Annotated in this window: 1 protein-coding gene (cut by a window edge); it reads left to right on the plus strand. The window is 66.8% G+C overall.

Translation table 11 applies throughout. The annotated features are described in order from the left end of the window. On the plus strand, positions 1 to 14,361 hold the beginning of the coding sequence (locus ACIBI6_RS33925; RefSeq protein WP_396958958.1) for a non-ribosomal peptide synthase/polyketide synthase. Its footprint extends 29,784 nt past the window's final position; 14,361 of the gene's 44,145 nt are visible here — the first part of the coding sequence; the start codon lies at positions 1 to 3; the stop codon falls past the right edge of the window.

The following is a 14,361-nucleotide window of genomic DNA, read 5'->3' on the forward strand; positions in this document are numbered from 1 at the left end:
TTGGACCGGCGGGATTTCGGCGGAAACGGCGAAACTGGTGGCGAACGGGCGCACGCTGCTTCGAGGGAGTCGAGTGAGCCGTTTCCGCTGTCCCCGGCGCAGCTGGGCATCTGGTACGCCCAGCACGTCGACCCGCAGGTGCCGATCAACATCGCGCAGTATGTCGACCTGTACGGCGACCTCGACCTTAAGGTCCTGCGCGAGGCGCTGATCAGCTCCGGGCAGGAGCGCGGCTCCGGCATGCTCTGCATCACCGAGATCGACGGCCAGCCGTATCAGTGGATCGACTACACGATTCCGGACCGGGACAAGGTCTACTACGTCGACTTCCGCGGCGAGGCCGATCCCGAGGCCGCCGCCATGGCGTGGATGCGCGCCGAGTACAGCGCCCCGCTGAACCTGCTCGAGGATCGGCTGCTGCGCTTCGCGGGCCTGCAGGTGGGCGATCACCACTGGTACCTGTACCTGCGCGCGCACCACATCGTGCTGGACGGCTTCGGCGCGGTGACCAACCTTTCCAGGGTGGCCGAGTGGTATACCGCCCTGTTGAACGGCACCGAGCCCGCACCGGCCAATGCCGCGCACCTGCGCACGCTCCTCGAGCAGGAGATGACCTACCGGGACAGCTCCCGGTTCCAGTCGGACAAGAAGTACTGGGCCGAGCGGGTCGCCGGTGTGGAGGACGGCACCAGCCTTGCGGGCCGGTCCGCGGGGCCGGCGCCGATCAACACGCTCAGCAGTGTGCTGCTCTCGGACGAGCGGAACGCGGTGCTGGAAGCGGCTGTGGCGCGCCATGATTCGTCGCCAGCCGGGTTGCTGCTCGCCGCGTTCGCCGGATATCTGGCGCAGTGGACCAGTTCCGAGGACGTGATCCTGAGCCTGCCGGTGACCGCGCGGACCACCGCCGTGATGCGCCGCTCCGGCGGCGTCTCGTCCAATATCGTGCCGCTGCGGCTGCGGATCGGGCACGAGACCACCGTGGCCGACGTGCTCAAGCAGGTCCAGGTCGAGGTGACCGGCGCACTGCGCCACCAGCGCTACCGGCATGAGGACATCCGCCGCGATGCGGCCGGTGACGGAGTGGTGACCAGGGAGTTCTTCGGTCCTTGGATCAACATCATGCTGTTCCAGGACAAGATCAGCATGGGCTCCATGGTCGGCACCATGGTGGTGCTGTCCACCGGCAGCATCGAGGATCTCGGCGTCAACTTCTATCAGTCCGAGGGCGGTTCGCGCGCGCGCATCGACTTCGAGACGAACCCGAACCTGTACTCCGAGGCGGAGACGCGGCGTCAGCACGAACGCTTCCTCGAATTCTTCGACCGCTTCCTGCGGGCAGAGGCGGATGCGCCGGTATGGGGCCTCGAGCTGACCACGGCGGCGGAGCGGGAGCTGACCGTCGCGGAGTGGAACGACTCCGAGCAGGACGTCCCGGAAACCACCCTGGCAGCTCTGCTGGATGCGCAGATTCAGTTGACCCCGGACAACGTTGCCCTCGATTTCGAGGACGCCACGCTGACCTATGCGGAATTCGCCGCGCGGGTCAACCGGCTGGCACGCTTCCTGATCGACGACGGTGTCGGCCCGGAATCGCTTGTCGCACTTGGTATGCGACGTTCGCTCGATCTCGTCGTCGGCATGCACGCGGTACTCAAGGCCGGCGGCGCGTATGTGCCGATCGATCCGGATCATCCGGCCGAGCGCACCGCCTACATCCTCGAGTCCGCGGCACCGGTCTGTGTGCTGACGGTCTCCAGTGACGAACTCGAGCTGCCGGAATCGGTGCGCCGGGTGGAAATCGACACCCTCGACGTATCGGCGTACGACGCTGCGCCAGTGACGGATTCGCAGCGGCTCGCACCGCTGCGTCCGGAAAACACCGCATATGTGATCTACACCTCGGGTTCGACCGGCCGCCCGAAAGGTGTTGCGGTAACCCATCATGCGATCGTCAACCAGCAGCTGTGGATGCTGGACGAGTACCGCCTGAGCGCCGACGATGTGTACCTGCAGAAGACCGCGACCACCTTCGACGTATCGCTGTGGGGTTACTTCCTGCCGCTGCTGGTCGGCGCGAAACTTGTTGTCGCGACCCCGGACGGGCACCGCGATCCGCTGTATGTCGCCGAGATGATCGAGCGGCACGGGGTCACCGTCACCGACTTCGTGCCGTCCATGCTGACGGTCTTCGTCGCCCATGCTACCGCCGCCCAATGTGCCACGCTGCGTGCGGTTTTCGTGATCGGTGAGGCGCTGCCGCCGGAAACCGCCGCGAAATTCAGGGAGATCACCACTGATTTCTCCGGTCGCTCCGCAGGCTCCGCTCCCGCCGGTCTGCACAACCTCTACGGCCCCACCGAGGCCGCGGTTTCGGTCACCTACTGGGAGGCCACTGCCGCCGACACGGTCACGGTGCCGATCGGTATTCCGGAGTGGAATGTCCAGGTCTACGTGCTGGATTCGCGGCTGCGCCCGGCAGCGGTCGGTGCACCGGGTGAGCTGTATCTGGGTGGACGTCAGCTGGCGCGCGGTTACCGCGGTCGCCCGGATCTGACCTCGGATCGGTTCGTCGCCAACCCGTTCGGTACCGATGGCGAGCGCATGTACCGCACCGGTGACCTGGTGCGCTGGAATGTCGCGGGCACCCTGGAATACATCGGCCGCACCGACTTCCAGGTCAAATTCCGCGGTCAGCGCATCGAGCTCGGTGAGATCGAAACCGATCTGCTCGCCCACCCTGCCGTCAGCCAGGCCGCGGTGCTTGTGGTCGATACCGCGACCGGTCAGCAGCTGGTCGCCTATGTCGTACCCGCGCCGGGGCAGTCGATCGAACCGATCGAGCTCACCCGGTTCGTCGCGGAAAAGCTGCCGAGCTACATGGTGCCCGCGGCGATCATGGTGCTGGACGCGTTCCCGCTCAACACCTCTGGCAAGCTGGATCGCAAGGCTCTGCCGGAGCCGGTATTCAGTGCGGACGCGGCCGTCTTCCGCGCGCCGCGCACCCCGGCCGAGCAGATCGTGGCGGCCATCTTCGCCGACGTGCTCAGCCAGGAACGTATCGGCATCGACGACAACTTCTTCGATCTGGGCGGCAACTCGCTGGTCGCCACCCAGGTGGTGACGCGGATCGGCGCAGCATTCGGCACCCGCATCGGGGTGCGCGCACTGTTCGAGACCCCGACCGTGGCCGGTCTGGCCGCACGCGCCGAATCGGCGCCGCCCACCGAGCGGCCACGTCCGGCCCTGGTAGCCCAGCAGCTGCCCGAGCAGGTGCCGCTGTCGCTGGCACAGCAGCGGATGTGGTTCATCAACCAATTCGACTCCACGCTGCCGACCTACAACCTGCCGTTCGTGGTGCGGCTCGGCGGTCGCGTCGATCTCGACGCGATGCGGGCCGCGCTCACCGATGTGCTGACCCGTCAGGAATCGCTGCGCACCATTTTCCCCAACTCGGGCGACGGTGCCTATCAGCAGGTGCTGCCGATCGAAGAGGTCGACCTCAGTATCACCGTGCAGCCAATCGAGGCGGCCGAACTCCTCGACGTGCTGACCGAATTCGCCTCCGCCGGCTTCGATGTCTCGACCGAACTGCCCATCCGGGTGCGCCTGTATCAGATCACCGGTGCGTCCTCCGATGACACCGCCGACTACGCGCTCGCATTCGTCGTGCATCACATCGCGGCGGACGGCGTCTCGTTCGGCCCGCTCGCGCGCGATGTCACGACCGCGTATCTAGCCCGCGCAGCCGGGGAAGCGCCGGCTTGGGCACCCCTGCCGGTGCAGTACCGCGACTACACCCTGTGGCAGCGCGAATTGCTCGGCGCCGAAAGCGATCCCGACTCCATGGCCGCCCGCGAGATCGCCTACTGGCGTGACGCGCTGGCCGGGCTGCCGGATCAGCTGGACCTGCCCACCGATCGGCAGCGTCCGCCGGTGCAGAGCTTCCGCGGCGCACAGTTCAATTTCGATATCGATGCCGAACTGCACACCCGGCTGAACGGATTGGCCCGTGCCGAGGGCACGACCCCGTTCATGGTGCTGCACGCCGCGCTCGCGGTGCTGCTGGCCCGACTGTCCGGCACCACCGATATCGCCATCGGCACCCCCATCGCCGGACGTGGCGAACAGGCCCTCGACGACCTGATCGGCATGTTCGCCAACACGCTCGTGCTGCGCTCGGACGTCGATCCGGGTCGGTCCTTCACCGAATTCCTTGCGCGCACCAGGGAAATCGACCTCGCGGCGTTCGCATACAGCGACGTTCCGTTCGAACGTCTCGTCGAGGTGGTCAACCCGACTCGGTCGCAGGCGCGGCATCCGCTGTTCCAGGTGATGCTGTCGTTCCAGGAGATGTCGCACGGCACGCTGGAACTGCCGGGACTGTCGGTGTCGGCCGCCGAGGTCGAAGTCAATATCGCCAAATTCGATCTGCTCTGGACGCTGACCGAACATCGCGGCAATCAGGGCGAGCCCGCGGGCGTTTCGGTTGCCGTCTCCTACGCCACCGACCTGTTCGACCACGCGACGGTGTCCTCGTTCGCTGATCGACTGGTGCGGATTCTGCGCGGTGTCACCGTGGATCCGGCGGCGATCGTCGGCGATATCGATCTGCTCGACGAACGCGAGATCGAGCTGGCCCGCGACGGCTGGCACGGCGAGCCGCGTGCGATCGAGGCGGCCGGGACGGTCAGCGATCTGTTCACCCGCCAGGTGGCCGCGACACCGGATGCGATCGCCGTGGTCGACCGCTCCGTCGACGGCTTCACCCCCGCCATCGGCACATCGTTGGCCCACCCGTCGCCCGACCACCTCCCATCGGGTCGTTCCGCGACGCTGACGTATTCGGACTTCGGGTCTCGGGTGCACGCGCTCGCGCGCTGGTTGATCCAGGCCGGTGTCGGTCCGGATGTCCCGGTCGCGCTCGGTCTGCGGCGCTCGCTCGAACTGATGATCGCGATCCATGCGGTGCTCGAGGCCGGTGGCACCTATGTGCCGCTCGATCTCGATCAGCCTGTCGAACGCATCGCCCATGTGCTCGATACCGCGGCCCCGGCCTATGTGCTGACCACGTCGCGGGATCGATTCACGCCGGAGGGCTTCGAGTCCCTCGTTATCGACGAGCTCGATCTTTCCGGGATCTCCGATGCTCCGGTGACCGATGCCGAGCGCGTATCACCATTGCGCCCAGAGCATTTGGCGTACGCGATCTTCACCTCGGGCTCCACCGGTCGCCCGAAGGGCGTCGGCGTATCGCATGCCGCGCTGGTGCACCAGATGCGCTGGCTCATCAGCGAATTCGGTATCGGCGCGGACGACGTGGCGCTGTACAAGACCCCGGCGACCTTCGACGCGTCGGTGTGGGAGCCGTTGGCTCCCTTACTGACCGGTGGCCGGACCGTCATCGCCACCCACGACGGCTACCGCGACACCCAATATCTGACTGAGGTCATCGCTGCCGAACAGGTCACCATCACCTCGTTCGTGCCGTCATTGCTGACCGTATTCGCCGGCACCGTCGATCCGGCGGCACTGAGCTCGGTGCGCATGCTGCTGGTCGGCGGTGAGGCCTTCACCGGTGAGGCGGTGGAGGCGTTCCGAAAGCTCGGTCGTCCCGATATCACCCTGATCAACCTTTACGGCCCAACGGAATTCACCGTCAATGCCACCCACGCGGTTGTCGGCGAGGTTGTGCGCGGTGCGGTGCCGATCGGTGCACCGGTCTGGAACACCCAGGCCTACGTGCTGGACGCGCGGCTGCATCCGGTGCCGCCGGGTGTCGCGGGTGAGCTGTACCTGTCGGGTCCCCAGCTGGCGCGCGGCTATCTCACCCGTGCGGATATGACGGCCGACCGTTTCGTCGCAAACCCGTTCGGCCCCAGCGGTTCTCGCATGTACCGCACCGGTGACCTGGTGACCCGCGATGCGGCGGGGCAGATCGTCTACAGCGGTCGCACCGACTTCCAGGTGAAACTGCGCGGTGTCCGGATCGAGCTCGGCGAGATCGAAGCCGCCTTGCGCGCGCATCCTTCGGTTGCGCAGGCGGTCGCGCTGGTCCGTTCCGACAGCAGGCTCGGCGACCAGTTGGTCGCCTATGTAGTGCCGACCGAGGCCGAGCCGGAGGCCGGATTCGATGTCGCGCTGCGTACGCATCTGTCCGCCATGGTGCCCACTTATATGGTGCCCGCGGCGTTCGTGACGCTCGAGGCGATGCCGCTCAATGCGAACGGCAAGCTCGATCGGCGCGCGCTGCCCAAGCCGGTCTTCGAGGTGCACACCTTCCGTGCGCCGAGCACGCCGATCGAGGAGATCGTCGCCCAGATCTTCGGTGAGGTGCTCGACCTGCCCCGGGTCGGCGTGGACGACGACTTCTTCGACCTCGGCGGCAACTCGCTGATCGCCACCCAGGTCGCCTCGCGCATCGGCACCGCACTCGATACCCGGGTGCCGGTGCGGATGGTGTTCGAGGCGTCCACGGTGGCCGCGCTGGCGGCTCGGGTGGAATCGCATGCCGGTGCGGGTGCCCGCAGTGCGCTGGTCGCCCGGGAACGTCCGGAGGCAGTGCCGCTCTCGCTCGCGCAGCAGCGCATGTGGTTCCTCAACCGCTTCGATACCGCATCGGCGGTCAACAACATTCCGGTCGCCATCCGGCTCTCCGGTGATCTCGATGTCGCCGCACTGCAGGTCGCGGTCATCGACGTGATCGACCGGCACGAATCGCTGCGCACCGTCTTCCCGGAGACCAAGAGCGGTCCCGTTCAGGTCGTGCTCGACGCGGCGCAGATCGTGCCCGATCTGACCCCGTACCGGGTCACCGAGGAGACTCTGGTCGAGCATCTGATCGACCTGGCCTCCATGGCATTCGATGTCACCGACGAAGTGCCTTTGCATGCAAGGCTTTTCGAGATCAGCGAGTCCGAGTTCGTACTCGGTATGGTGGTGCACCACATTTCGGCCGACGGCTGGTCGATGGGGCCGCTGGCGCGTGACGTCATGGTGGCGTACGCGGCGCGCACCTCGTGGGAGTCGCCCGCCTGGTCCGCGCTGCCGGTGCAGTACGCGGACTACGCGCTGTGGCAGCGCGAGGTGCTCGGCTCCGAGGATGATCCGAATTCGCTGATCTCCAGCCAGATCCGGTACTGGACCGAACAACTCGCCGATCTGCCCGACGAACTGGTGCTGCCGTCGGATCGCCCGCGTCCGGCGATCGCCTCCTACCGTGGCGGTACCTACGCGTTCGTGATCTCCGCCGAGACCCAGCGTGCGCTCATCGATCTGGGTCGCAAGCACAACTCGTCGCTGTTCATGGTCATGCACAGTGCGCTCGCGGTGCTGCTGGCACGGGCCAGCGGTACCGGCGATATCGCCATCGGCACCCCGGCCGCCGGTCGTGGTGAGGCCGCGCTGGACGACCTGATCGGCATGTTCGTCAATACGCTCGTATTGCGCACCGATGTCGCGGGCTCGGCGAGTTTCGCCGATCTGCTCGCCCTGGCCAGGGAAACGGACCTGCAGGCATTCGCCCATGCGGATCTGCCGTTCGAGCGTCTGGTCGAAATTCTCAACCCGGCCCGCTCGCAGGCGCGCAACCCGCTGTTCCAGGTGATGCTGGCGTTCCAGAACGTCAAGCAGGCAAACCTCGAACTGCCCGGACTGTCGGTCAACGGCATCGATTACGACGCGCGACTGGCCAAATTCGATCTGCAGCTCACCCTGCAGGAGACTCAGGAATCGGGCGAGGCCGCCGGTATGTCGGCCGAAATCTCTTATGCCCTCGATCTTTTCGACGAGGACACGGTGGCCGCCTTCGCGCGTCGCCTGGATCGGATCCTGGCGGCCATCATCGCCGATCCGACCGTGCCGGTCGGCGACATCCAACTGCTCGACGATCAGGAAACCGCGCTGGCGGTAGTCGGTTGGAACGACACCAGTCACGATTTGCTGCCGCGTCGTCAGCCCGGCCGTGCCCCGCGTCGTTCCGGCGTTCGCCGAAGTGGCGGGCTCACCCTGGTGGGCGAGTTCGCCGCGCAGGCCGCGGCCACGCCGGATGCGGTCGCGATCGTGGATCCTGCGACGGGTGATTCGCTGGACCCGTCGACCGACCTGCACCCCTCATCGAGTGGCTCCGCGACGCTGACGTATGCCGAATTCGGTGCCCGCGTGCACCGGTTGGCGCGGCGGTTGATCGAGGCCGGTGTCGGCCCGGAAAAGCTTGTCGCCCTCGGCCTGCGGCGTTCGGTCGACCTCGTGGTCGCGGCGTATGCGGTGCAGGAGGCGGGCGGCGGCTATGTGCCGTTGGACCTGGATCAGCCCACCGAGCGGATCAGTTATGTACTCGAGTCGGCGGCACCGGTCTGCGTGCTGACGAACTCGCGGGACAACTTCGAAAGCGGTGGGCTGCCAACGCTTTCCATCGATGACCTGGATCTGTCCGAGTACTCGGATGCGCCGGTCACCGATGCGGAGCGGATCGCGCCGCTGCGGGCGGAGAACACCGCGTATGTGATCTTCACGTCCGGTTCGACCGGTCGCCCGAAGGGTGTGGCGGTACCGCACGCGGCTGTCGTCAACCAGATCCGTTGGATCACCGGTGAATACGGCATCGGTGCCGATGACGTCGTGTTGTTCAAGACCCCCGCCACGTTCGACGTGTCGGTGTGGGAACTGTTCGGCCCGTTGAGTACCGGTGGCCGGATTGTCGTCGCGAGCCCGGACGGGCACCGCGACCCGCAGTACCTCGCGGAAGTCATTGCGGCCGAACGGGTTACGATGACTTCCTTCGTGCCCTCGATGCTGACCGTCTTCGCGGGCAGTGTGGACGCTGCCGGTGGTGCGGCACTGGAATCGTTGCGCACATTGCTGGTCGCGGGTGAGGCCTTCACCGGTGACACCGTCGCCGCGATTCGCAAGGTCAGCTCCGCCGAGCTCTACAACCTCTACGGCCCGACCGAATTCGCGGTGCACGCGACGCACGGCCCGGTGGCGCAGGGGCTGATCGGCGCGGTGCCGATCGGTCTGCCGGTGTGGAATGCCCAGGCGTATGTGCTCGATGCCCGACTGCATCCGGTCGCACCAGGTGTCGCGGGTGAGTTGTATCTGGCCGGTGCGCAGCTGGCGCGCGGCTACTTCGGGCGTACCGATCTGACCGCGGATCGCTTCGTGGCCAACCCGTTCGGCGCCTCCGGATCCCGGATGTACCGCACCGGTGACCTCGTAACCCGCAATGCCGACGGTGCGATCGTGTACCTCGGCCGCACCGACTTCCAGGTGAAGCTGCGCGGTCTGCGTATCGAGCTCGGCGAGATCGAAACCGCGCTCACCGCACACGATTCGGTGGCACAGGCGGTCGCGCTGGTTCGCACGGACGCGCGGACCGGTGATCAGTTGGTGGCGTATGTGGTGCCCGCCAATGGCGGCACGGTCGATCTCGACGAGCTGCGCGCGCACCTGAGCGAGCAGCTGCCGTCGTACATGGTCCCCGCCGCGATCGTGGTGCTCGACGCCATGCCGTTGAATCCCAACGGCAAGCTGGATCGCCGCGCGCTGCCCGAACCCGTCTTCGAGGCCAAGGAATTCCGCGCACCGTCGACCCCGATCGAAGAGATCGTCGTCGACATCTTCAGCGATGTGCTCAGCCATGAGCGCATCGGCATCGACGACAACTTCTTCGATCTGGGCGGCAATTCGCTGGTCGCCACCCAGGTGGTGGCGCGGCTGGGCGCGGCACTGGATACCCAGGTGCCGGTGCGACTGCTGTTCGAGGCGCCGACCGTCGCCGCACTCGCCGCGCGCATGGAGGCCAGTGCCGGGGCCGGTGCCCGCCAGGCGCTGACCGTGCGCCCGCGGCCGGAGTACCCGCCGCTGTCGCTCGCGCAGCAGCGGATGTGGTTCCTCAACCGCTTCGACGCCGATTCGGCCGCCGACAATATTCCGGCGGCGGTGCGCCTGCAGGGGCATCTGGATCTGCCCGCGCTGCGCGGCGCCATTGCCGATGTGATCACCCGGCACGAATCGCTGCGCACGATCTACCCGTCCCATGAGGGCGTGGCCTACCAGCAGGTGCTTGCGGCCGCGCAGGCGATTCCGGAGCTGGAGATCATCCCGGTCGCCGAAAGCGAATTGGGCAGTGCCCTTTACGAATTCATCGGTCGCGGTTTCGATATCACCACCGAATCCGTGCTGCGAATTCGGCTCTACCAGGTCGAGCGTGCGCCGCTGAGCAGTAAGAAGTGGCGCGACAACACGCAGCACCATGTGCTCGCAGTCGTGGTGCATCACATCGCGGCCGACGGCTTCTCGATGCGTCCGCTGGTCCGCGATCTGATGTCGGCCTATATCGCGCGCAGTTCGGAATCCGCGCCGGTCTGGCCGCCGCTGGCGGTGCAGTACGTGGATTACGCACTGTGGCAACGCGAAACGCTCGGCTCCGAGGACGATCCGACCTCACTGATCTCCGAACAGCTCGGCTACTGGCGGGAAACCCTGGCCGGACTGCCCGAGGAACTGCGTCTTTCGCCCAAGCCACGGCCGGTCGTCGCTTCGTATCAGGCGCGCACGCACCGATTCCAGCTGCCCGGTGCGCTCGTGGAGGCACTGAACCGCCTCGCGCACGAGCACAACACCACGCTGTTCATGGTGGTGCACAGCGCATTCGCGACCCTGCTCGCGCGGCTCAGTGGTTCGGATGACATCGCCATCGGCATCCCGGTTGCCGGTCGTGGTGAGCAGGTTCTCGACGACCTGGTCGGCATGTTCGTCAACACCTTGGTGCTGCGCACCCAGGTCGATCCGACCGAAGCGTTCACCGATCTGCTCGCCCAGGTGCGCGAACGCGATCTGCAGGCTTTCGCGCACGCCGATGTGCCGTTCGAGCGGTTGGTCGAGGTGCTCAACCCGGCCCGCTCGCAGGCGCGGCATCCGCTGTTCCAGGTGATGCTGTCGTTCCAGAACCTCGGGCGCACCTCGCTGGAGCTGCCCGGGCTCGCGGTTTCCGAGCTCGGCATCGATCCGCCGACGGCCAAGGTCGACCTGCAGCTCACGCTGAGCGAGGGTGCGGAATCGGAGATGGCCGCCGAACTCGTCTATGCCACAGATCTTTTCGACGATCGGTTCGCGGAGGTGTTCGCCGAGCGGTTCGTCCGGGTGCTGCGCGGTATCACCGCCGCACCGGCGATCGTGGTCGGCGATATCGACCTGCTCGACGACACCGAGCGGGCCCAGGTGCTCGGCCGGTGGAACGAGACCGAATTCCCGGTGGACGCGGCGCTCACCTCACCGGTCGGCGATGCGGCCGCGACGCTGGTTTCGCTGTTCGAGGCGCAGGTACTGCGCACGCCGAACGCGTACGCGGTCAGCTACGAGGGGACGACTCTGTCCTATGCCGAGTTCGCAGCCCGGGTGCACCGGCTGGCGCGCTGGCTGAAGCAGAACGGCGTCGGCCCGGAATCCTATGTGGCTCTTGGTATGCGGCGCTCGATCGAGTTGGTCGTCGGCATGTACGCGATCAATGCCGCCGGTGGTGCCTACGTGCCGCTGGATCCGGATCATCCGGCCGAGCGCATCGATTACATCCTGGAGACCGCGCGACCGGTCTGCGTGCTGACCGCGGGCACCGATCTGGAGACCACGGTGTCACGCCAGGTCCGCATCGATGAACTCGACCTGTCGGAGTTCTCGGATGAACCACTGACCGACGCGGATCGGCATCGTCCGCTGCGTCCGGGCAATACCGCGTACGTGATCTTCACCTCGGGTTCGACCGGTCGGCCGAAGGGTGTCGCGGTCTCGCACGCCGCGATCGTCAACCGCCTGGTGTGGATGCACGCCGAATACGGTCTGTCCGCCGAAGATGTTGTGCTGCAGAAGACTCCGGCGACCTTCGACGTGTCGGTGTGGGAGTTTTTCTGGCCGTTGCAGGTCGGCGCCCGCCTGGTCGTCGCCAAGCCGGACGGCCACCGCGATCCGGCCTATATGGCGCACCTGATCGTCGACGAGCAGGTCACCACGGTGCACTTCGTGCCGTCCATGCTCTCGGTATTCGTCGCCGAGGACCGCGCGGCCGAATGCACCAGTCTGCGTAATGTTTTCGCCTCCGGTGAGGCGCTGCCCGCCGTGGCCGCGCAGCGCCTGCGCCAGCTGACCGGCGCGCGACTGCACAACCTGTACGGCCCGACCGAGGCCGCGGTCGACGTCACCTTCCACGAGGTGACCGATGCCGATATCAGCTCGGTGCCGATCGGTGCCCCGGTGTTCAACACCCAGGTCTACGTGCTGGATTCGCGGTTGCGTCCGGTGCCGGCGGGCGTCCCGGGTGAGCTGTATCTGGCGGGTGCGCAGTTGGCGCACGGCTATGTCGGCCGCCCGGACCTGACCACCGATCGTTTCATCGCGAACCCGTTCGGTGACGCGGCGCGCATGTACCGCACCGGTGACCTCGTCATGTGGACACCGCGCGGTGAACTGGAGTACCTGGGTCGCACCGACTTCCAGGTGAAGCTGCGCGGTCTGCGTATCGAACTCGGCGAGATCGAATCGGCGCTCACCGCACAGGACGCGGTGGCGCAGGCGGTCGTGCTGGTGCACTCCGATGAGCGGACCGGCGATCAGCTGGTCGCCTACCTGGTCGCGAATCCGGACCGGGCCGTCGATATCGAGACCGTCAAGAACACCCTCGGTGTGCAGTTGCCCGCCTACATGGTGCCCGCGGCCTACGTGGTGCTCGACGAGTTCCCGCTCAATGCCTCCGGCAAGCTGGATCGCAAGGCGCTGCCCGCACCGACGTTCGCGGCCAAGGTATTCCGCGCGCCCACCACCCCGGTGGAGGAGATCGTCGCGGGCACCTTCGCGGAAGTACTCGGTCTGCAGGGCGTCGGACACGGCGTCGGCCTGGACGACGACTTCTTCGAACTCGGCGGCAACTCGCTGATCGCCACCCAGGTGGCGGCACGCCTAGGTGCGGCACTGGATACTCAGATCCCGGTGCGCGCGCTGTTCGAGGCCCCGAATGTCGCGGCACTGGCCGCGCTGGTGGAATCGGCCGCCGGTGAAGGTGGTCGGGCACCGCTGACTCCGCAGCCGCGCCCCGAGCTGGTCCCGCTATCGCTGGCCCAGCAGCGGATGTGGTTCCTCAACCGCTTCGACAACCGCACCGCCGTCAACAACATTCCGGTTGCCGTGCGGCTCACCGGCGAGGTCGATATCGCCGCGCTGAATGCCGCCATCGGCGATGTGTTGGCCAGGCACGAGGCGCTGCGCACCATCTACCCGGAGGTCGAAGGCACCGGTTACCAGCACGTTCTGCACACCGATGAGGTGCGCTTCGAGCTGGCCGCCGAGGCGATCGCCCCCGGCGCGGTGCCCGCGCGCATCGTCGAGCTGGCGAGTGTGCACTTCGATGTGACCAGTGAGGTGCCGTTCCGGGCCAACCTGCTCAGCATTGATGAGCACACCCACGTCGCGGTGCTCGTCATGCACCACATCAGTGGTGACGGTTTCTCGCTGCGGCCGCTGCTGCGCGACGTGGTGCTGGCCTACACCGAGCGCAGCCGCGGTGAGGTGCCCACCTGGGCGCCGCTGGATGTCCAGTACGCCGACTACGCGCTGTGGCAGCGCGCGGTGCTCGGCAGCGAGGACGATCCGGAATCCGTCGCGGCACAGCAGCTCGCGTACTGGACCGAGCAGCTGGCCGATCTGCCCGATCAGATCGAACTTCCCGCCGACCGCTCGCGGCCCGAAATCGCCTCCAATGCCGGTGGCACCCATGGCTTCTCGATCGATGCCGAATTGCACGCCGCACTGGCCGAACTCGCCCGCGCCCGTGGCGTCACGCTGTTCATGGTCATGCACGCGGCACTTGCGGCTTGGGCGGCCCGGCTGTCCAACAGCACCGATATCGCCATCGGCACCCCGATCGCGGGCCGCGGTGAACGCGCGCTCGACGATCTGGTCGGCATGTTCGTCAATACGCTGGTGCTGCGCAATGAGGTCGAGCCGAGCGCCAAGTTCAGTGATCTGCTCGCGCAGGTGCGCCGCACCGATCTGGCGGCCTTCGCCAATGCCGATGTGCCGTTCGAGCGGCTGGTCGACGTGATCAGCCCGGCCCGGTCGCAGGCGCATCACCCGCTGTTCCAGGTGGCGCTGACCTTCGAGGCCGCCTCGGCCGCGGATATGGGCACCGTCGCGCTGCCCGGTGTCGAGCTGTCGGTGGTCGAATTCGATCCCGGCACAGCCAAATTCGATGTGCAGCTGACCGTCGGCGAGACCGCCGACGGTGCGCTGGGCCTGTCGTGGAATTACGCCACCGAGCTGTTCGATCCGGAGACGGTGGCGTCCTTCGCCGATCGCCTTGTCCGGATTCTGCAGAGT

The sequence above is a fragment of the Nocardia sp. NPDC050412 genome, assembly GCF_044458825.1.
GTDB lineage: Bacteria > Actinomycetota > Actinomycetes > Mycobacteriales > Mycobacteriaceae > Nocardia.